Origin of the sequence: Streptomyces sp. Ag109_O5-10 (genome assembly GCF_900105755.1) — a bacterium.
Classification (GTDB): domain Bacteria; phylum Actinomycetota; class Actinomycetes; order Streptomycetales; family Streptomycetaceae; genus Streptomyces.
The window spans coordinates 8,939,069-8,959,328 of sequence record NZ_FNTQ01000001.1 but is presented as its reverse complement, the minus strand read 5'-3'; the positions used below and the strand labels follow the sequence as shown (position 1 = coordinate 8,959,328).

18 protein-coding genes and 2 pseudogenes are annotated in these 20,260 nt (G+C 71.5%); 12 read left to right on the top strand and 8 right to left on the bottom strand.

The genetic code is table 11. The features are described 5' to 3' along the window. Positions 1-49: 49 nt before the first annotated feature. Positions 50-1,033 (bottom strand): LysR family transcriptional regulator, encoded by a 984-nt coding sequence (locus BLW82_RS40740; RefSeq protein ID WP_093507208.1) that lies wholly within the window; start codon positions 1,031-1,033, stop codon positions 50-52. Positions 1,034-1,154: 121 nt separating this feature from the next. On the opposite strand from BLW82_RS40740, the gene BLW82_RS40735 reads away from it, so the two are divergent. The 8 genes and pseudogenes from BLW82_RS40735 to BLW82_RS40700 all read left to right on the top strand — a co-directional run. Beyond that, positions 1,155-2,138, top strand: coding sequence for a fumarylacetoacetate hydrolase family protein (locus BLW82_RS40735; RefSeq protein ID WP_093507206.1), 984 nt, complete (start codon positions 1,155-1,157; stop codon positions 2,136-2,138). Further along, positions 2,135-3,097: a cyclase family protein gene (locus BLW82_RS40730; RefSeq protein ID WP_093507204.1), complete on the top strand. Its 963-nt coding sequence runs from the start codon at positions 2,135-2,137 to the stop codon at positions 3,095-3,097. The genes BLW82_RS40735 and BLW82_RS40730 overlap by 4 nt, the downstream gene beginning before the upstream one ends. 152 nt (positions 3,098-3,249) lie before the next feature. Next, complete coding sequence (locus tag BLW82_RS40725; protein ID WP_093507202.1) at positions 3,250-4,413, top strand: FAD-dependent oxidoreductase; 1,164 nt, start codon at positions 3,250-3,252, stop codon at positions 4,411-4,413. After that, a complete protein-coding gene (locus tag BLW82_RS40720) occupies positions 4,410-5,420 on the top strand; it encodes an amidohydrolase family protein (protein ID WP_093507199.1) in 1,011 nt (336 codons plus the stop codon). The genes BLW82_RS40725 and BLW82_RS40720 overlap by 4 nt, the downstream gene beginning before the upstream one ends. 10 nt (positions 5,421-5,430) lie before the next feature. Beyond that, complete coding sequence (locus tag BLW82_RS40715) at positions 5,431-6,369, top strand: VOC family protein (protein ID WP_093507197.1); 939 nt, start codon at positions 5,431-5,433, stop codon at positions 6,367-6,369. Positions 6,370-6,483: 114 nt separating this feature from the next. Beyond that, complete coding sequence (locus BLW82_RS40710) at positions 6,484-7,455, top strand: fumarylacetoacetate hydrolase family protein (protein WP_093507195.1); 972 nt, start codon at positions 6,484-6,486, stop codon at positions 7,453-7,455. Further along, a complete protein-coding gene (locus tag BLW82_RS40705; RefSeq protein ID WP_093507193.1) occupies positions 7,452-8,195 on the top strand; it encodes an SDR family oxidoreductase in 744 nt (247 codons plus the stop codon). Before BLW82_RS40710 ends, BLW82_RS40705 begins: the two co-directional genes overlap by 4 nt. A 32-nt stretch (positions 8,196-8,227) precedes the next feature. Beyond that, positions 8,228-8,863 (top strand): annotated as a pseudogene (locus tag BLW82_RS40700) (CoA-transferase); the annotation flags it as partial. Positions 8,864-9,298: 435 nt separating this feature from the next. Here BLW82_RS40700 and BLW82_RS40695 read toward each other — a convergent pair. The 3 genes from BLW82_RS40695 to BLW82_RS40685 form a co-directional block, all read right to left on the bottom strand. Then, on the bottom strand, positions 9,299-10,531 hold the full coding sequence (locus tag BLW82_RS40695; RefSeq protein ID WP_093507191.1) for an alpha/beta hydrolase family protein: 1,233 nt from the start codon (positions 10,529-10,531) through the stop codon (positions 9,299-9,301). Positions 10,532-10,670: 139 nt separating this feature from the next. Further along, on the bottom strand, positions 10,671-12,233 hold the full coding sequence (locus BLW82_RS40690; RefSeq protein ID WP_256216131.1) for a glycoside hydrolase family 30 protein: 1,563 nt from the start codon (positions 12,231-12,233) through the stop codon (positions 10,671-10,673). A 242-nt stretch (positions 12,234-12,475) separates the two neighbouring features. Beyond that, positions 12,476-13,129, bottom strand: coding sequence for a dienelactone hydrolase family protein (locus BLW82_RS40685; protein WP_371131452.1), 654 nt, complete (start codon positions 13,127-13,129; stop codon positions 12,476-12,478). Positions 13,130-13,286: 157 nt separating this feature from the next. On the opposite strand from BLW82_RS40685, the gene BLW82_RS40680 reads away from it, so the two are divergent. After that, positions 13,287-13,763 carry an SRPBCC family protein gene (locus tag BLW82_RS40680; protein WP_093507189.1) on the top strand — a complete coding sequence of 159 codons (477 nt, stop codon included), beginning with the start codon at positions 13,287-13,289 and terminating at the stop codon, positions 13,761-13,763. A gap of 82 nt (positions 13,764-13,845) precedes the next feature. Here BLW82_RS40680 and BLW82_RS40675 read toward each other — a convergent pair whose 3' ends face one another. Continuing rightward, positions 13,846-14,214: a DUF6479 family protein gene (locus BLW82_RS40675; protein WP_177233226.1), complete on the bottom strand. Its 369-nt coding sequence runs from the start codon at positions 14,212-14,214 to the stop codon at positions 13,846-13,848. Between the two features lie 233 nt (positions 14,215-14,447). Between BLW82_RS40675 and ctaD the strand changes: the two genes are divergently transcribed. Both ctaD and BLW82_RS40665 read left to right on the top strand, forming a co-directional pair. Continuing rightward, positions 14,448-16,121: an aa3-type cytochrome oxidase subunit I gene (gene ctaD / locus BLW82_RS40670; RefSeq protein WP_093507187.1), complete on the top strand. Its 1,674-nt coding sequence runs from the start codon at positions 14,448-14,450 to the stop codon at positions 16,119-16,121. After that, positions 16,118-16,522 carry an aa3-type cytochrome oxidase subunit IV gene (locus BLW82_RS40665; protein ID WP_093507185.1) on the top strand — a complete coding sequence of 135 codons (405 nt, stop codon included), beginning with the start codon at positions 16,118-16,120 and terminating at the stop codon, positions 16,520-16,522. Before ctaD ends, BLW82_RS40665 begins: the two co-directional genes overlap by 4 nt. Here the strand turns inward: BLW82_RS40665 and BLW82_RS40660 are convergent. From BLW82_RS40660 to BLW82_RS40650, 3 genes and pseudogenes are all read right to left on the bottom strand, one after another. Beyond that, positions 16,440-17,957 carry a cytochrome bc1 complex cytochrome b subunit gene (locus tag BLW82_RS40660; protein WP_093507184.1) on the bottom strand — a complete coding sequence of 506 codons (1,518 nt, stop codon included), beginning with the start codon at positions 17,955-17,957 and terminating at the stop codon, positions 16,440-16,442. The genes BLW82_RS40665 and BLW82_RS40660 overlap by 83 nt on opposite strands. A 144-nt stretch (positions 17,958-18,101) precedes the next feature. After that, a pseudogene (locus BLW82_RS45925) lies at positions 18,102-18,320 on the bottom strand (CBS domain-containing protein); the annotation flags it as partial. 181 nt (positions 18,321-18,501) lie between these two features. Then, a complete protein-coding gene (locus tag BLW82_RS40650) occupies positions 18,502-19,143 on the bottom strand; it encodes a diguanylate cyclase (protein WP_093507182.1) in 642 nt (213 codons plus the stop codon). A gap of 138 nt (positions 19,144-19,281) precedes the next feature. Here BLW82_RS40650 and BLW82_RS40645 point away from each other — a divergent pair, with 138 nt between their 5' ends. Next, a complete protein-coding gene (locus tag BLW82_RS40645; protein ID WP_093507180.1) occupies positions 19,282-20,238 on the top strand; it encodes a TIGR03557 family F420-dependent LLM class oxidoreductase in 957 nt (318 codons plus the stop codon). The last annotated feature ends 22 nt before the right edge of the window (positions 20,239-20,260 follow it).

Sequence of the window (20,260 nt, the reverse complement as noted above, 5' to 3'; positions counted from 1 at the left end):
CAGTCCGCCCGCCGACAGCGCGTCGCTCACGGGCTGCCGCCGGGCCCGGTCAGAGCCGGCCCGGCGGCAGCCCCGCGCTCTGGTCGACGGGCACGGCCTTCCCTGCGCCCTTGCCATTGCCGTAGCCGTTGCCCAGCAGCGTCGCGCCCACCTCCGCGGCCTTCTGCCGCAGCCAGATGTGGCCCGCGTCCTGCGCGTGCACCGGGTGCCACCACATCGCCTCCCGCACCGGTACCGCCTCGAACGGGCAGGGCAGGACGCGCACCGCGGCGGAGCGGACCGCCTTGCGCGCCAGGCGCTCCTGGATCATCGCGATCCGGCGGGTGCCCTCGACCATGTGGGGCAGCAGCTGGAAGGTCTGCACGGACACCTCCACCTGGGGACTGATCCCTATCATGCTGAGCTGGCGGGCGGCCGGGGCGTCGTAGGGACGCTGGTAGACGGCCCAGGGCAGACGCCCCAGCTGGTCCAGGGTGAGTTCGTCACCGATCTCGGGGTGGTCGTCTGCGACCAGGAACAGCCAGCGGTCCTGGTGGAGGTCGACGGCGGGCAAGCCGTCGATGACGCCGTGCGGCATCAGCAGTCCGTCGACGGTGCTCAGCACGGTGGCGGTGTTCTCCACGACGGACGGTGCCGGGTGCTGGAAGGTGAGCCGGATGCCGGGCGCCTCCTGGTGCAGGGTGCGGGCGAGTGCGGCGCCGAAGACGGCCGCTCCGTAGTCGGAGGCGAGCAGCGTGAACTCGCGGGTCTCGGCGGCCGCGTCGAAGTCGGCCTGGCTCGAGAAGACCCGCTCCAGCAGGTCGCACGCGGTGGCGCTGCGGTCGCGCAGGGCGGTGCCGAGCGGGGTCAGCTCGTAGGCGTTGCCGGTCCGGGCGAGCAGGTCGTCGTCGAAATGGCGGCGCAGCCGGGACAGCGCCGCGCTCATGGCGGGCTGGCTCAGCCCGATGCGCTCGCCGGCCCGGGTGACATTGCGCTCTTCCAGCAGCGCGCGCAGGGCGAGGACCAGATTGAGGTCGAGTCGGGACAGGTTCACCGGGCAACCACCTAGCAAGCGAGAGTCATCCATGGCATGGATTCGGCACATCCACAGGATTGATTTCCGTGATTGACCGATGGGGGCCAGAGTAGACCGCACCCCAGCAGGAGGAAATCGGATGGCAACGCTCGCGCAACCTGCCGGCCCGTTCGCGCTCGGCACGTTCTCCACTCAGGACGGGGAGCCGTTTCCCGGCCTCCTGGCCATGGGCCGGGTACTCGACTTGAGCGGTGTCCTGGCCTGGGCGCCGTCCAGCGTGCGCGCCGTGGTGGAGCGGTGGGAGGAGGCGCTGCCCGTCCTGCGCGTCCTGGCGGACGAGGACTCCCCTGGCCGGCGGCCACTGGAGGGCCTGCGGGTGCACGCCCCCATCGAGCCGCGGCAGATCTTCCAGTCCGGCGCCAACTACCGGCAACACGTGATCGACCTGGAGGTCGCCCACCGCTCCCCGGACGACCCGCGCACGGTCGAGGAGGCCCGTGCGGAGATCGCCGCGGTCATGGACCGCCGGGCCGCCGAGGACCTGCCGTACGTCTTCATCGGTCTGCCGAGCGCGATCACCGGCCCGTACGACGACGTGGTCCTGCCCGCCTGGGCCGAAAAGCCGGACTGGGAGCTGGAGTTGGCGGCCGTCATCGCCAAGCCCGCCTACCGGGTGACGGTCGAGGAGGCCCTGGAGTACGTCGCCGGCTACACCATCGCCAACGACCTCACCGATCGCGCCACCGTGTTCCGCCGGGACATGAAGGCCATCGGCACCGACTGGCTGCGCAGCAAGAACGCCCCCGGCTTCACGCCGCTCGGCCCGTGGCTCGTACCGGCCGAGTCGATCGCGGACACCGGTGACCTGCGGGTCACGCTCAAGCTCAACGGCGACACCATGCAGGACGAGTCCACCAAGGACATGCTCTTCGGCGTCGCCCGGTTGGTGTCGTACGCCTCGCAGACGGCTCAACTCCTGCCCGGTGACCTGGTGTTGACCGGCAGCCCGGCCGGCAACGGCATCCACTGGGGACGCCTGCTGCGCGACGGCGACGTCATGGAGGGTTCCATCACCGGTCTGGGCGTGCAGCGCACCCGCTGTGTCGCGGAGGGCACGGCATGAGCCTGGACCGCCGCGACCCGGAGGGCGCGATAGCCGAGGCCGCCAAGGCGTACTCCAACTGGGGGCGTTGGGGTGAGGACGACGTGCTCGGCACGCTGAACTTCCTCGACGAGGCCAAGCGGCGCGAGGGCGCGGCGCTCGTGCGCCGCGGCGTCAGCTTCTCGTTGTCGCAGCGGTTCGACATGAACGGCCCGCAGAAGGGCTGGCGCCGGCGGACCAACCCGGTGCACACCATGCTCGACACGGGCACCGACGCGGCGCTGGGCAACCAGGGTTTCCCGCACGGCATCGGCGGCGCCGACGACGTGATCGCCATGCCGCTGCAGTGCTCGACCCAGTGGGACGGACTGGGCCACATCTTCGACCACGGATTCGCCTGGAACGGGCGGCGCGCCGACAAGGTGGTCACCTCCGAAGGCGACCTCGTCACCGGCATCGAGCACATGGCGCCGCACGTCGCCGGACGCGGCGTGCTCCTCGACGTCTGCCAGGTCGTCGGCACCGACGGCGAACTGCCCGACGGGTTCGCCATCACCGAGGAGCACCTCACCCGGACCGCCGAGGCCCACGGGGTGACCGTCGGCCGCGGCGACATCGTGCTCGTCCGCACCGGACACCTCGCCCGCGCACGGCGCGACGGCTGGGGCGACTACGCGGGCGGCCCCGCGCCCGGCCTGTCGTTCACCACCGCCGGCTGGCTGCACGGCAGTGAGATCGCCGCCGTCGCCACCGACACCTGGGGCTTCGAGGTCCGTCCCAACGAGTTCGAGGGCGCCTTCCAGCCGCTGCACCAGGTCGTCATCCCCAACATGGGCCTGCTGATCGGCGAGATGTGGGACCTCGACGCACTCGCCGCCGACTGCGCCGACGACGGCGCGTACGAGTTCTGGCTCACCGCCGCTCCCCTCCCCGTCACCGGCGCGGTGGGCTCCCCGGTCAACCCGATCGCCGTCAAGTAACCCGCACAACCGCCGGGTGCGCCGTTCCCCGGACAGCAGCGGCGCATCCGGCCCCGCACCCCCGTCCCCTCCTCTGGCCCGCACGCGCGGCGGGCGAGCCGCAGCCCCGCCGCCCGATGTCGCGCGGCCCAACCCCGGGAGGAATCCCCGACATGGCCGACAGCCGCACTCTCCCCCAGCCTCCGGCCGGGGGCACACCCACCGTCCTGGTCATCGGCGGGGGCGCCTCGGGCAACGCCGTCACCGTCCTGCTGCGTCGCGCCGGCATCGCCGTCGACCTGATCGAGGCCAAGCCGGACTGGAACGCGACCACCGGCTCCGGCATCACCCTCCAGGGCAACGCCCTGCGGGTCCTGCGCGAACTGGGCGTGTGGGACCAGGTGAAAGCCTCCGGATACGCCTTCGGATCGCTGGGCGTGACCGCCCCCGACGGCACCGTCCTGTTCGTCGCCGAGGACATCCAGACCGGCGGGGAGGACCTGCCCGCGACCCTCGGCATGCAGCGCCCCCAGCTGCAGCAGATCCTCATCGACGCGGTCCTCGCCTCCGGCGCCGACGTTCGTCTCGGCACCACCGCCGAAGCGCTGGAGCAGGACGCCGACGGCGTCTCGGTGCGCTTCAGCGACGGCACCGAGGGCAGATACGACCTGGTGATCGCCGCCGACGGTCTCAACTCGGCCACCCGCGCCGCGATCGGCATCACCGACAAACCCGAGCCGACCGGCATGGGCATCTGGCGCATCGCCGCCCCGCGGCCCGCGAGCGTGACGCGCACCGACCTCGCCTACGGCGGCCCCGCCTACATCGCCGGCTACTGCCCCACCAGCGAGAACACCATCTACGCGTACGTCGTCGAAGCGTGCCGCGACCGCGCCTCGATCGACCCGGCCACCTACGCCGACGAGATGCGCCGCCTGGCGCAGAGCTACGGCGGGGTCTGGCCGGAGATCACCGAGCACATCACGGACCCGAAGAAGGTCAACTACACCTGGTTCGACCACCTGCTGGTGGAGGGGTCCTGGCACCGGGGCCGGATCGTGCTGATCGGCGACGCCGCCCACTGCTGCCCGCCCACCATGGCCCAGGGCGCGGCGATGTCCCTGGAGGACGCCCTCGTCCTCGCCGAGCTGCTCACCAGCGGACGGGACTGGGACGACGAACTGTTCCAGGCCTACCACGACCGCCGTATCCCCCGGGTGCGCACCGTCGTCGCGGCGTCCCTGCAGATCGGCCAGTGGCAGCTGGACGGTGTGCGCGACGCCGACATGGCCGGGCTGGTCGGCCGCACCATGAACCTCCTCAAGGAGCGCCCGTGACCACCACCGCATCCTCCGCGCCGACCGTCGACGTCCACGCCCACCTCCTGCTCCCGGAGGTCGAGGAGGCCGTCGCCGGTCATCCCGGTCTCGCGGAGGCCCGCGAGCTCGACGCCCGCCGCAACGGCCCGGCGGCGCTGGCCGTCAACGGTCCGATGGTCGGGGCGCGGGTGCCGAAGCTGACGGACGCCGCGGTGCGCCTGGCGGCCATGGACGCGCAGGGCGTGGACATCCAGCTGGTCAGCCCCTCGCCGTCCCACTACCACTACTGGGCAGAGCCCCAACTGGCCGGGAAGGTCTGCCGGCTGGCCAACGAGGGCACCGCCGCACACTGTGCGAAGGCTCCCGACCGTCTTCACGGCCTGGGCCTGGTCCCGCTCCAGCATCCCGACCTCGCGGTCGGCCTGCTCGACCACGCCCTGGACCAGGGGCTGAGGGGCGTGGAGATCTCCTCGCACGCGCTCGGCCACGAACTGTCGGACCCGGCGTACGAACCCCTCTGGTCCCGTGCGGAGGAGACGGGCGCCTTCCTCTTCCTGCACCCGTTCGGCTGCACCCTCGACGAGCGCCTGGACCGGTGGTACCTGTCCAACACCGTCGGCCAGCCCACGGAGAACGCGGTCGCCCTCTCCCACCTGATCTTCTCCGGCGTCCTGGACCGTCATCCGGGTCTGAAGCTGATCGCGGCGCACGGCGGCGGCTACCTGCCCACCCACATCGGCCGCTCCGACCACGCCTGGCGGGCCCGTCCCGACGCCCGGGGCTGTGAGCGGGAACCGAGCAGCTATCTGAAGCAGCTGTACTTCGACTCCCTGGTCCACGACCCGCAGGTGCTGCGGGAGCTGCTGCGAGCGGTCGGCCGGGAACGGGTGCTGCTCGGCTCCGACTTCCCCTTCGACATGGGCACCGACGACCCTCTCGGCGCGCTGCGCGCCGCGGACCTGCCCGACACCGACTTCCACTCCGTCCGCGGCGGAAACGCCGCCGCTCTGCTCAACCTCGTCTGAGGAGCCCCCCATGAGTAACCGCCTGCTCACCCACCTCCGCCACGTCGACCTCGCCGTGCCGGACTACGACAAGCAACTCGACTTCTACGCCGGCGTCTGGGGCCTGACCAAGGTCGCCGAGGACTCCGGCGTCTCCTTCCTGGCCGCCGAGGGCTCCCCCGAGCAGTACGTCGTCCGGCTGCGCAAGGCCGACGAGAAGCGTCTGGACCTCGTCTCCTACGGCGCCGCGAACACGACCGACGTGGACACCCTCGCCGAACAACTTCTCGCGGCCGGCGTGCAGTTGGTCTCCCAGCCGGGCAAGGTGGACACCCCCGGGGGCGGGTACGGGTTCCGGTTCTTCGACGTGGACGGGCGCACCGTCGAGGTCTCCGCCGACGTCGAGGTGCGGCAGCACCGCAGGATCGAGGAGAAGGAGTCGATCCCGGTCAAGCTGTCGCACGTCGTCCTCAACTCGCCGGATCTGGACAAGACCAGGGCGTGGTACGAGGAGCACCTCGGCTTCCGGCTGTCCGACACGCTCGGGCATCCGCACATCGGCGACGTCATGCACTTCATGCGGATCAGCAACCAGCACCACTCCATGGCCATCGCCAAGGGCCCGTACACCTCCCTGCACCACATCTCCTTCGAGATGCGCGGGATCGACGAGTACATGCGCGGCTCCGGCCGTGTCATCCGCTCCGGCGCCCGCAAGATCTGGGGCCCGGGCCGGCACATGGCGGGCGGCAACACCTTCACCTACTTCCTCGACCCGCACGGCAACACGGTCGAGTACACGACGGAGTTGGAGCTGCTGGACGAGGACACCTGGCACCCGCACGTCTACGACTTCTCCAAGCCCGAGGTCACCGACCAGTGGGGCACGGCCAACCCGATGAACGAACTGGTCACCAAGGAGTCGTTCAACGACGTCGACCGCGGCGTCTTCGTCGCCCCGCCGGTCTGATCGGCGACGCCCTGAGTCCCCGGGGGCGCGGTGACCCTGTCACCGCCCTGACTCCCCTGCCGCGCCCCCGGCCTTCGTGCCACCCCTCACGCCGACAGCCGACAGGAAACCGCCATGCGTTTCGCCACGTACGAGTACCGCAACCGACGCCAGGTGGCCGTCGTCGCAGAGGACGGCACGCTCCACCCCCTACCCGGTGTCAGCTCACTGACCGGCCTGCTCGTCGAGGGCGGCGGGCTGCCCGAACTGCTCGCCGCGGGCTCCGCGACCCTCGACGTCCCGGCCGGCCCCCACGTCTCCGAGGTACGACTGCTGACGCCGCTCCAGCCGCCCACCGTGCGTGACTTCGTCACCTTCGAGGAACACGTCGAGGGCGTACGGCGGTCCGTGGACGGGGCTGCCGGGGTACCGGAGCGGTGGTACGCGGCCCCGACGTTCTACTTCGGCAACCCCTACGCGGTGTACGGGCCGCACGACGACATCCCCATGCCGCCGGGGTCGAGCGTTCTCGACTTCGAGCTGGAGGTCGCCGCCGTGGTCGGAAAGGAGGGCCGCGACCTCACTCCCGAGCGGGCCCGCGACCACATCGTCGGCTACACCGTCTTCAACGACTGGTCGGCACGGGACCTGCAGTCCGCCGAGATGAAGGTCGGCCTCGGCCCCTGCAAGGGCAAGGACACCGCCACCACGCTCGGTCCTTACCTGGTCACCGCCGACGAGCTGGCCAAGTACCGCGACGCGGACGGCTTCCTGCGCCTGGCGCTCACCGCCGAGATCAACGGCGAGGTCGTGGGCAAGGATCTGCTGTCCAACATGAGCTGGACCTTCGAGGAGATGGTCGCCTACGCCTCACGCGGGACCGTCGTCCGCCCCGGCGACGTCCTCGGTTCCGGGACCTGCGGCAACGGCGGCTGCCTCGCCGAGCTGTGGGGTGTACGGGGTGAGCAGTCCCCGCCTCCCCTGAAGCCCGGCGACACGGTCACCCTCACCGTCGAGGGCATCGGCTCCGTCTCCAACACCGTGGTGGCCGGCCCGGACCCCATGACCGTTCCCGTCGCCCGGCGCCGCACGAGGGAGCGGCCGTGACCGGTCTCCATCCCAGAAGACTCCTCGGCAGGGTCGTCGTGGTCACGGGCGCGGCCGGTGGCCAGGGCGCCGCGGAGGCCGAGGCGCTGGCCCGCGAGGGCGCCCGGGTGATCGCCACCGACGTCACGCAGGCACCCGGCTGCCGCCGTCTCGACGTCACGAGCGAGAAGGACTGGGCGGAACTCGCCGCCGACCTGCGTGCGGCGTACGGGCAGGTGCACGGCCTGGTCAACAACGCGGGCATCACCTGGCGGGCCCGGATCGGCGACGTACGCCCCGAGGACATGGCCCGCGTCCACGCGGTCAACGTCACCGGCCCGCTGCTGGGCATCCAGCACCTGATGCCCCTGATGCCGTCCGGCTCCTCGATCGTGAACGTCGGCTCGTCCGCCGCGCTGACCGGCCACTACCCGGTCGCCTACACGGCCGGCAAGTGGGCGCTGCGCGGCGTGTCGAAGACCGCTGCCATGGAACTGGGGCCCCGCGGCATCCGCGTGAACACGATCCATCCCGGCTTCATCGAGACGGACATGACCGCCTCCGCGGCGCCCGCCTTTCGCGAGGCGAACATCCGGGAGACACCGCTCGGCCGCACCGGCACGGCCGGGGAGGTCGCCCCGCTCGTGGTCTTCCTCCTGTCCGACGAGTCGTCCTTCATCACCGGCGCCGAGATCCCGGTCGACGGCGGCCTCACTGCGCACGGCGGCGTCAAGTCGATCTCCGACGCCCTTCACCGGTAGCAGCGGAAAGGCCCTCCCACCCCCTCCCGCCCATGGACAAGGTCCGCGCGAGCGCGGCCGAGGCGGTCGCCGACATTCCCGACGGTGCGTCACTGGCCGTCGGCGGCTTCGGACTCAGCGGTGTACCCGAGACCGCGATCCGGGCCCTGCACGAGCAGGGCGCGACCGGCCTAGAGGTCGTGTCGAACAACTGCGGCGTCGACGGGCGCGGGCTGGGCGTGCTGCCGGCCGCCGGACGCATCGCCGGCAAGGAGACCGTCACCGTCCTGCCCGGCGCCTCCTTCTTCGACTCGGCCCTGTCCTTCGGGATGATCCGCGGCGGCCACATCGACACCGCCGTGCTCGGCGCCATGCAGGTGTCGGCCGCCGGCGACCTGGCCAACTGGATGATCCCCGGCAAGATGGTCAAGGGCATGGGCGGCGCGATGGACCTCGTCCACGGCGCCCGGCGCGTCATCGTCCTGATGGAGCACACCGCCAAGGACGGCACCCCCAAGATCGTCGAGGAGTGCACCCTGCCGCTGACCGGCGAGCGGTGCGTCCACCGGATCATCACCGACCTCGGCGTACTGGACGTCACACCGGCCGGCCTCGCGCTCGTCGAGACCGCACCCGGGGTCACCGCCGAGGACATCACCGCCCGCACCGAAGCACCTCTGATGATCCGGAAGCCATCAACCATGGCCGCGTCGGGCGGGCGGGGACCGCGGTCCCCGCCCGCCCGACAGGCCCTGGCCCCGCGCCGCCCTCAACCTCCTCGCCTACGCCCACCTCATCCCCGTCGTGGACGGAAGAATCCCGGTCGATGCGCGCGGCGCCATCTGAAGGGCGCCGAATGGCGTGCCCACGTTGCCGCACCGGGCCGCGCGTGCGGGGAATGCCTGGGCCAGTACGACCGGCTCACGTTCCCGTGGAAGGCGACGGGCTGCTCGACGGCCCTGCGAGCGGCATCACCGACACCGGCGGCTCACCTCTACCGCCTGACCATCGGAACCATCGACCAACGCCTGGAGGGCTGCGACGCCGGGTGCCTGTTCGACCAGCGCATTCCGTCGGTTCCCCCGCAGGACGCATCCTCGGCGCCGAGCCCGCCTGACGGGCCTTCACCAAGGCCGAGGCACCAACAACTCCGGGGCAGTGGCCGAGGGGCCTGCCACCTCACGGCCGTGCAGCCGCCGGTCGAAGAAGGAGGCGAGGCAGGCCCGTGCGACGGGGATCGCGCGGGCCGGGGCGATGGTGCCGATGTTCTTCACGACCGTCGCCCGGGGCAGCCCGAGGCGACGGGCGATCTGCGGGATCAGCGCCTCCTCGTCGGTGAACGTGGCGTGTTCGGCGCCGCGCAGGGTCAGGCCCTCGCGCGGGCCGCGGCTGTGCCGCCACAGGGAGTTCCAGGACGGGACCGTGCTCAGGTCGTTGCCGTCCTTGCCGAGCAGCAGGAAGGGCCGGTCCAGGCCCTCGGCGGCGACGGTGGAGAGGTGACCGGAGTCGCCGTCGTCCGGGACGTAGGCGACGACGCCGTCCATGTTGGCCCCGGCCGCGACGCGCCGGTCCTCGTGCATCGTCTGGAGGGCCGTGAAGCCTCCTGCCGAGTGCCCGAACATGCCGATGCGGTCCAGGTCCGAAATGCCGCGCAGTGCGCGGGGCAGCGCACGCGGCAGCTCGTCGAGCAGGAAGCGGGTGTCGGCCACCCGTACGTCGATCGTCTTCTTCAGGAGCGCCCTGATCCGCTTCTTGTCCGGGTAGGCCTTGTCGTACTCGGCGGGCAGCACGGTGCGTTCGACATGGCCGCCGGGGAACTGGACGGCGGTGGCGTCGTAGGTGTGGTCGAGCATCACCACGACGTAGCCGCGGGAGGCGAGATCGTCGCAGAGGGTGGCGCCGAGGGAGCGCGGGTCGCCGGTGCCGGGTGAGTAGCAGACGACCGGGTACGGGCCGTGGTCCCGGTCGGCCGGGGCGTCCTCGTGCGCGTGGGTCCGGGTGGCCGCCCAGTCGACCTTGTCGGCGGGCACGTCGGTGAGGTTGTTGACGGCAGTGAAGCCGGCGGCCTCCCCAGGCAGCATCTGCGGTGCCCTGGGGTGGCCGCCGGTGTCCCGCGCCGGGTACCGGACGCTGATCATCAGCTCCCGGTACGCCTGCGCGGTGATCCAGGGATCGGCACGTGCGGTGTCGACGAGGCGCAGGGAGACGGTCCCCACCGGATGCGGGCCGCCGGGCGCCGGCAGGGTCAGCCGCACCGGCCCCGCCGCGGACGGCGTGGCCGACGCGGTGCGCGCGGAGACGGCGGACAGGGCGGTGGCGGCGACGGCCGACAGCAGGGCGGTACGGCGGGTGAGCAAGGCGGGCCTCCTCGGCTGCGCGGTCCGCGCGGACGGCACGGACCGCGCGGACCGCGTGTGTTCGCGGCTCCTCTCAGCCTTGCGGACGGGCCCGGCCGCCACCATCCGGCAAGCCCGTTGTCACCCCGGGGGGTTAGCCCTACGCTCGGCCTCGCCACCGGTAGGTGGCGTAGGAGCCCGCCGGTACGGTCGTCACGAAGCTCTGGCCGCCGACGGTGACCCGGACCTTGCTGTCGGTGCCGTTGCCGTTGCCGAGGACGGTGACGTAGCCGCCGTCGCGAGTGCGGTAGACCACGTTGCCGATGCCGTGTTCGGTGGCGCTGGACTCCAGGCGGACGTCACCGGGCGAGAGGTACTTCGCGAACTGCCCGAGCCCGTACAGCTCGTCGCGGACGGAGAACTTCTTGGTCTCCGTGTCGACGGTCACCAGCCGGTCCTTCCACTTGGTGGTGGCCGCGACCTGGTCCCAGTCGACGTTGTTGTCGCGGGCCGGTGTCCAGTGCAGGGTGCCGCCGTCCTGGTCGGTGGTCTGGGCCCACAGGATGTAGGAGCCGGCGTCCAGGCGGAAGTCGTCGAGGACGGTCGAGGGCGAGAGGTCGCTGGTCTCCGTGAGCTGGACGGGCTTGCCGAACTCCTCGAACGCGTCGCGCATGACGGTCGGGTCGCCCCAGTAGGGGTGGAAGGCGATGGCGTCGGCCGCCTTGCGGACCTGCGCGCCGGTCACCGAGCCGTCGGGGGCGTCCTGGAAGATGCGGTGGTAGTTCTTGGTCGCCGTGCTGTTGGGGTCGCGCCAGTCCCAGAAGTTGAAGTCGTGCACGTAGAGCTGGGTGTCCAGGCGGGCAGCGCGCATCTCGCGCTTGACGGCGAGGGCCAGCTTCTGCTGCTGGGCGACGCTGATGTCCATGGCCGGGTAGACGACGTCCATGCCGGGCTCGTTGAGCAGGGTGAGCGCGTCGACGCGGACGCCGTGCCTGGCGTACGCCTGGACGAACTTGACGTAGTAGCGGGCGAAGACCTCGATGCAGTCGTCCCGCAACTTGCCGACCTGGTAGTAGTCCGTGCTGCTGCCGGGCTTGAGGGCGACCTCGCCGAGGAAGCGGTTGTTCGTCTTCATCCAGGCCGGGGCGCTCCACGCCGACGCGAAGAACGTGGCGTGCGGGTTGTAGTGCTGGATGAGCTTGACGGTGTCGACGATGTGCAGGTCGATGTCCCGCTGCACGGAGAAGTGCTTCAGGCCGAAGTCCTCGGTGACGCCGGCGGGCAGGTCGTCCTCGGACCAGAACGGCAGGTGCTCGATGAGGTCGGGACTGCCGATGGTCAGCCGGAACCGGTCGAGTCCGGCGCCGTGCTTCGGGTCGACGAGGAGCCGGACGGCCTTCGCGCGTTCGGCGGGGGTGAGCTTCCACAGGTTGGAGACGCTGGTCTCGTCCAGGGAGAAGCCGATGCCGGTGTACTCCTGCCGCGGCGCGCCCGGGTCTGCGACCACGGCCGCGTCGACGGCACCGCCCGGGTCAGCGCCGGTCCTGACGATCGGCAGGGGCTGCCACGCCTGCGCGGCGCCGGTGGAGTAGGTGCCGGTCACGACCTGGCCGTGCCCGGTGCTGCCGGTCCCGGGCCGCCCGGACTGCCCGGACGGACCCGCGGCGATGAGTGGCAGGGTCATGACAGTCACGGCCGCGATCGCGGTGATCGTACGTCTCACAGCAACTCCTCCGAGTGGACGGCGACTTGCGATCCAAGCAATATCCGCGATGTTAAGTCAAGGTGTGAAGAAAGGGTTTCCGCGAGGAGCCGTGCCGGCGCCCGGCAGGCTGCCGGCCGCCGACGGGCCGTCAGTTCAGTCATCCCGACGAGTCCGTCGAGCACGGCGGGCAGTGGCTGTTCGCCGTGCGCCGGCCGGTGGCCGACCGGACGGAGGCCCGCCCGTCGGCACCCTGAGCGGCGTCAGACCGGCAGGTGGCGGGTGAACCAGTCGCGGGCCAGGTGTGCGACGCGCTCCAGTGTGCCGGGCTCCTCGAACAGGTGGGTGGCGCCGGGGACGACCACGAGCCGGGTCTCGCCCGGGATCCGCCGGGCCGCCGCCTGATTCAGCCGCAGGACCTCCTGGTCGCGTTCGCCGACGATCAGGAGGGTCGGCCGGTGGACCGACGCCAGCGCTTCCGGGGCCAGATCCGGCCGGCCGCCCCGGCTGACGACCGCGCGGACCGTGTCCGGACGCGCGGCGGCCGCGACGAGGGCGGCCGCGGCGCCCGTGCTGGCGCCGAAGAGCCCACGCCCCAGGCCGGCGGCGGGGTCGTACTCACCGAGCCGGTCGACGAGGTCGGTCAGGCGTGCGGCGAGCAGCCCGATGTCGAAACGGAGCGCCCCGGACACCGCGTCGGTGCGCTCCTCCTCGCGGGTGAGCAGGTCGGCGAGCACGGTGCCGATCCCGGCCGCGTACAGCTCGCCGGCGACGTAGCGGTTGCGGGGGCTGTGCCGGCCGCTGCCGCTTCCGTGGGCGAACAGCACGACCCCGGTGGCCGCCTCGGGGACGGCCACGTCGGCGTCGAGCCGCACTCCCGCGGCGGGTATCCGCACGCTCTCCATGACCGCCTTCACGGCCCCTCCTCACCTGCGGGTCCGCCCACCGGCCCGGTCCGGGACCGTCCCGGGTGATTCGCCGGCGGAAGCGGGTACCCGTCCGCCGTGCGAATGCGAACCAATCGCATCAGGCACGCCTAAAAGGTTCATACCCTAACGCACAAGGGAGGAACAGATGAGCACGGTCAAGGAAACCGTGGACGTCGACGTCCCGGTCCACACGGCCTACAACCAGTGGACCCAGTTCGGGGACTTCCCGAGCTTCATGGAAGGCGTCGACGAGGTCCGGCAGCTCGACGACCGGCACAACCACTGGACCACCAGCATCGGCGGGGTGCGTCGCGAGTTCGACACCGAGATCGTCGACCAGTTGCCGGACGACCGGATCACCTGGCGGACCGTCGACGGCGACACGACCCAGCGCGGGTCCGTCCGCTTCGAGCCCCTGGACCCGACGCACACCCGGATCGAGCTCACCATGGACATCGAGCCCTCCGGGATGGCCGAGAAGGGCGCGGACGCGCTCGGCATGATCGACCGGCGGGTCAAGGGGGACCTGCACCGCTTCAAGGACTTCATCGAGCACCGCGGCGCCGAGAGCGGCGCGTGGCGCGGCCGCATCCGGCCCGGCGACCCCGGCGGCCTCCACTGAGGACGCACTGAGGGCGACACGGCCCAGCGTCACACCCCACGAAACCCCGGGCCCGTGCAGCGGGCCCGGGGTCTCGCGTCGGTCACTTCGCGCCGCTGCCCCCGCTTCCGAAGGATCCGCTGGACCCGGGGTGCCAGCGCCGGCGCGCCTGGTCCCCGCTCGGCCGGGTGGACGCGTTGCCGAGCTGGTGCGGGGTGAGACGCTCCCCGCCCTCGGCCGCCCGGGGCACCTCGTTCGGCTCGCGCATGGTCTGCTCCTCGCGCACCGGCCCGGAGTCGGGCAGCCTCGGCTGCTCCGAGCGCCGGGGCGGTGCCGACTCCCGCCGCCGCACCCCGATGCCGAGACGTACGGCGCCCATCAGCGCGGCCGTGACGAGTACCCCGCAGACGACGATGACGACCATCCCCGCCACCGAGCCGGCGGCGGCCAGTTGCTCCAGTGCTGTGTCCATCACCGCCGGGTACCCGCCACCGGGCATCGAATGCCCGGCGGTGAGGCGTGGCGGAGCCGGTCTTCGGCGGGTCCCCGGTAGCGTCGCCCGCAGCTGACACGTCCCGTTCGCCCGCCGAACCGGTTCGTCGTCCCAGGTGGCGGCCGCGTCCGTGCGCGAGCCGGCGGTTTCCGTGAACGGCGGGCAGAGCACCCGCGAGGCGCTTCCCGCGCCCGGCACGGCTGAGGAGGACCATGAGCGAACTCTCGCAACGCGTCGCCGAAGAGCCCGCGCCTCCCCGGCTGCCCGCGCCGCTGGGGCGCCGGCTGCTCGGCTGGATCTCCACGACCGACCACAAGGTGATCGGCCGCCTGTACATGGTGACGGCGTTCTGCTTCTTCCTGTTCGCCGGGCTGCTGGCCCTCGGCATGCGGGCCGAACTGGCCCGTCCCGGGCTGCAGTTCCTCAACGACCAGGCCTACAACCAGTTCGTCACCATCCACGGCACGATCATGATGCTGCTGTTCGCGACCCCGATGTTCGCCGGTTTCGCGAACGCGATCATGCCGCTCCAGATCGGCGCCCCGGACCTGGCCTTCCCGCGGCTGAACGCGCTGTCGTACTGGATGTACCTGTTCGGCGGGCTGATCGTGGTCTCCGGGTTTCTGGTGCCGGACGGTCCTGCGGCGTTCGGCTGGTTCGCGTACGCGCCGCTGAACAGCGCCTACTTCTCCCCCGGCGCGGGCGGCGACCTGTGGGTGATGGGGCTGGTGGTGTCGGGCGTGTCGACGACGCTCACCGCGGTGAACTTCCTCGCCACCGTCCTGTGCCTGCGCGCCCCGGGCATGACCATGTTCCGGATGCCGATGTTCACCTGGAACGTGCTGTTCACGTCCATCCTGGTGCTGCCCGCGTTCCCGGTGCTGACGGCCGCGCTGCTCGCCCTGGAGTCCGACCGCAAGTTCGGCTCGCACGTCTTCGACGCGCACAACGGCGGTGCGCTGCTGTGGCAGCACCTGTTCTGGTTCTTCGGCCATCCCGAGGTCTACATCGTGGCGCTGCCGTTCTTCGGGATCATCTCGGAGATCATCCCGGTGTTCTCGCGCAAGCCGCTGTTCGGCTATCTGCCGATGATCGGCGCGACCACCTCGATCACCATGCTGTCCGCGGTGGTATGGGCACACCACATGTTCGCGACCGGGGCGGTACTGCTGCCGTTCTTCTCGATCATGTCGTTCCTGATCGCCGTCCCGACCGGGATCAAGTTCTTCGCATGGATCGGCACGATGCGCGGCGGTTCGCTCTCCTTCGAGACGCCGATGCTGTGGTCGATGGGGTTCCTGGTGACGTTCCTGCTCGGCGGGCTGAGCGGGGTGCTCGTCGCCTCGCCCCCGCTCGACTTCCACGTCACCGACTCCTACTTCATCGTGGCCCATCTGCACTACGTGCTCTTCGGGACGGTGGTCTTCGCGATGTTCGCCGGGTTCTACTTCTGGTGGCCCAAGTTCACCGGCAAGATGCTCGACGAGCGGCTGGGCAAGGTGCACTTCTGGCTGCTCCTCCCGGGGTTCCAGCTGACCTTCCTGGTGCAGCACTGGCTCGGGGCCGAGGGCATGCCCCGCCGCTACGCCGACTACCTGCCGGCGGACGGCTTCACCCTCCTCAACACCCTCTCGTCGGCGGGCGCGTTCCTGCTGGGCGTCTCCACCCTGCCGTTCCTCTACAACGTCTGGCGTACGGCCCGCACGGGACGGCGGGTCGAGGAGGACGACCCGTGGGGGTACGGGCGCGGCCTCGAGTGGGCGACGAGCTGCCCGCCTCCGCGGCACAACTTCGTGGCGCTGCCCCGGGTGCGGTCGGAGTCGCCGTCCTTCGACCTGCACCATCCGGAGATCCTGCGGCAGGCGGAGAAGAAGGGGCTGCGGTGAAGGTCGAGGCACTGCTCTTCGGCGGGGTGGCGGTCTTCTTCGGTGCCGCCGCCGCGCTCTACGGCGTGTGGTCGCACGCCGATCCGGCCGGGACGGCGACGCTGATCGTGGCGTTCGGGATGGCCGCGCTGGTGTCGTTCTTCTGCGCGGTCAGCTACCTCCGGCACGGTCCGCGCCCCCAGGACCGCAAGGAGGCGGAGGTGGCGGAGGCGGCCGGGCCGGTGGAGTTCTTCCCGCCGCACAGCTCCTGGCCGGTCGTCACGGCGCTCGGGTTCGCGCTCGCGGCGACCGGGGTGGTGTTCGGGCTGTGGCTGTTCCTCATCGGCTTCGGTGTTCTGGCCCGGGGTGTTGCCGGGATGGTGTTCCAGTACGTGAATCGGGGGGTCGGTCAGGAAGACTGAGCGGCCTGCGCGGGGCGCCCGGCCGGAACGACGTGACCGGGCGGTGCCCGCTCTCGTAGCCGCCGGCGAGGGTCTGCCGTACCTCGCCGGTCTCCTCGCCCTCGGTCAGCCGCTCCTGTTCGGCGTGCAGCAGGGCCCGGCACACCGTGCGGGTCACGAGGAAGGCGGCGACCGGAGCCAGGACGAGTGCGACCCGGAAGATCCAGGTCAGTGCGTTGACCGAGATCCGGAAGGTCTGCGCCATGACGTCGTTGCCGCCGGCCAGCAGCAGCACGCCGTAGCAGGTGATCCCGGCGACGCCGAGCCCGGTGCGGACGGGCCGTTCGCGGGGACGGTCGCAGAGGTGCTGCTCCTGCCGCCCCTCCCCGGTCAGCCGCTGCTCGGCGAAGGGGTAGGCGTACAACACGAGGAAGAACAGCGCCGGCAGGACGACGGCAGGCAGCAGCACGTTCCACATGAGGGTGTGACCGGCGAAGTTCGTCTCCCAGGGCGGCACGAGGCGCAGCGAGCCTTCCAGGAAGCCGACGTACCAGTCCGGCTGGGAGCCGGTCGACACCTGGTCGGGGCGGTAGGGGCCGTACGTCCACACCGGGTTGATCTGGACGGCGCCGGCCAGCACGACCAGGAGCCCGGAGACCATGAGGGAAAGGCCCAGGGAGGAGGCCGTGAACTGCGGGTAGAGCGGCTTCCCGACGACGTTGGTGTTCCGGTGGCCCGGTCCCCGCCAGTGGGTGTGCTTGAGGTGGAACACGAGGATCAGGTGGACGGTGACCAGGGCGATCAGCGCGCCGGGCAGCAGCAGGATGTGCAGGCTGTACAGGCGGGGGACGATGTCGTGGCCGGGGAACTCGCTGCCGAACGCGAACATCGCGAGGTACGTCCCGGCCACCGGGATCGACAGCATGATGCCCTGGGCGATCCGCAGCCCGGTGCCGGACAGGAGGTCGTCGGGCAGGGAGTAGCCGGCGAAGCCCTCGGCCAGGGCGAGTGCGAAGAGGGTGACGCCGATGGCCCAGTTCATCTCCCGCGGCCGCCGGAAGGCGCCAGTGAAGAAGACCCGGAGCAGGTGCACGCCGATCGCGGCGACGAAGACCAGCGCCGCCCAGTGGTGGGCCTGCCGCATCAGCAGCCCGCCGCGGACGTCGAAGCTGATGCGCAGGGTGGAGTCGAAGGCTCCGGACACGGGCTGTCCGAGCAGGGGGACGTACGACCCCTGGTAGACGACGTCCCGCATCTCGGGTTCGAAGAAGAACGTCAGCCACACGCCCGTGAGCACCAGGACGATCAGGCTGTAGAGAGCGATCTCGCCCAGCAGGAACGACCAGTGGTCGGGGAAGGACTTGCGCAGCAGCTGCCCGGCCCCGTCGTGGACGGGCAGCCGGGCGTCGACCGCGTTCGCCAGCCGCTCCCCCGCCGCACCGTGCTCGTGATTCACCGGACGCCCTCCTCACCTCGCGCCATCCCTTGCCCGGGAGGCGCGGGGCGAGCACCCGGCCGCCGCGAAACACTCGCGCGGCCGGACCGCGGCACCCGATCGGCTGAGAGCGTGAGCGCCTCGGGTGTTCTCCCGGCCCTGCCGTCAGGTGTCGGGCCGGGCCGCGCTGATGTCACCGAGGGCGGAGGTCTCGTCGCGTTCGATCGCGAGGTCGCCGATGGCGATGATGCCCACCGACTGGTCGCCGTCGACGACCGGGAGCCGCCGTACGGCGTGCTCGCGCATCAGCCGGACCGTCCGGTCCAGGGTGTCGTCGGGGGTGACAGTGACCAGGTCGTCGCCGGCCGCCCGCAGCACGGTGGTCCGGACGGCGACGCTTCCGGCCGGCGCGAACTCGTGCCCCGCGCGTTTGAGGATGACGGTCCGTTTCCCATCGACGGCTCCCTTCGGACGACACGGACGGCCCGGACGACACAGACGACACAGACGGCACGGACGGGACGGGCGGCGGCCCGGACGGGACCGGTGGGACGGGCGGCATGCTCTACGCCGCCTGCGCGGTCGGCGCCGTGCGCACGCAGCGCCACAGCTCCTCGGCGTACGGCAGGACGACGCCGCAGACGACGGCGCCGCCGAGTGCCGCCAGGTACCTCGCCGGAAGCGGGTGCTCCTTGGGCAGCAGCCGCCAGTCCTGCGCACCCCGGCCGCCGCGCAGGGTGGCGCGGACCTGGTCGTCGTGCAGGCAGGCGGTGAAGGCCAGGGCGGTGAGCGGCAACACCTCCAGGAAGCTGTGGATGTGCTGCTCGATCGGCCGGACCTCCCGTTCGCCGACGGCCAGCGAGACGTCGTACACGGCCGTGGCGCCGTGGGCGAGGGCGGCGCCGCCCATCACCGAGAGCACCAGGGGGTTGATCCGGGCCAGCAGCCCCATGAGGACGGGCACTCCCGCCTCGGTCATCATCAGGGCGTGGACCGCGGACTCCTTGGTGCCGCTGGTGTGCTCGATCCGGGTCCGTTTGTGCATCCACCAGTCCGCCAGGCCGGGCAGTACCCACAGCGGGACGGCGCCGTACAGGAGGAACCGCCTGCCGGCGTCCTCCGTCTCGGTCGAGTGGAGCGGAATGCGCAGGTCGGCGGAGCGCCGCCAGTTCCGCCAGGCCTTCCGGGGCAGCACGCGCAGTGCCATGGACACCTCCGTGGTCGGTCCGTCGACGACCCGTCTCCCCGGTACCCCTCCGCATCCGGGCGACACTCCGTGCACAACCCGGTGGCCGCCGGGTACTCGGCAGCGGTTCCCCGTCACACACGTGCATCAGGAGAGACGATGGCGGCTTTCGGATACTTCCTCTCGTGCGAGGAGCACAGCCCCGCGGACCTGGTCGAGCAGGCGCGGATGGCCGAGCAGGCCGGTTTCGAGGCGCTGTGGATCTCGGACCACTACCACCCCTGGCACGACGGGCAGGGCCAGAGCCCGTTCGTGTGGTCGGTGATCGGCGCCCTCTCCCAGGCGGTCTCGCTGCCCGTGGAGACGGCCGTGACCTGCCCGCTGGTGCGCACCCACCCCGCCGTGGTCGCCCAGGCGGCCGCGACCGCCGCGGTGCAGCTGGACGGCCGGTTCCGGCTGGGGGTGGGCACGGGTGAGGCTCTGAACGAGCACATCCTCGGCACGGCCTGGCCCGAGGCGCCGGTGCGGCTGGAAATGCTGGAGGAGGCCCTCCAGATCATCCGCCGGCTGTTCACCGGTGAGCAGGTCAGCCACCACGGCCGGCACTACACCGTGGAGAACGCCCGCCTCTACACGGTGCCGGACGAGCCGGTGCCGATCGACGTGTCGGCGTTCGGCCCGCAGGCCACCGAGGTCGCGGCGCGGATCGGGGACGGGCTGATCACCATGATGCCCGAGGAGTCCGCGGTGGAGCGGTTCCGGCGCGGGGGCGGCGGCGCCAACCCCGTGTACGGCGGGATGAAGGTGTGCTGGGGCGCCGACCGGCAGGAGGCCGTCCGCACCGCGCACCGGCTGTGGGCGAACGAGCAGCTGCCCGGCGAACTCCCGCAGGTCCTGCCGACACCGCGCCACTTCGAGCAGGCCATGGAACTGGTCACCGAGGAGCAGGTGGCCGGCTCCGTGCCGTGCGGCGACGACCCCGAGGAGCACGTCAAGGCCGTGTCCGCGTTCGTCGACGCCGGGTTCGACACCGTCTACGTCAACCAGATCGGCCCCGACCAGCAGGGCTTCTTCGACTTCTACCGCACCAAGGTCCTGCCGCGCCTGCGGAGCTGACCTCGACAGCAGCGGAAGGTGG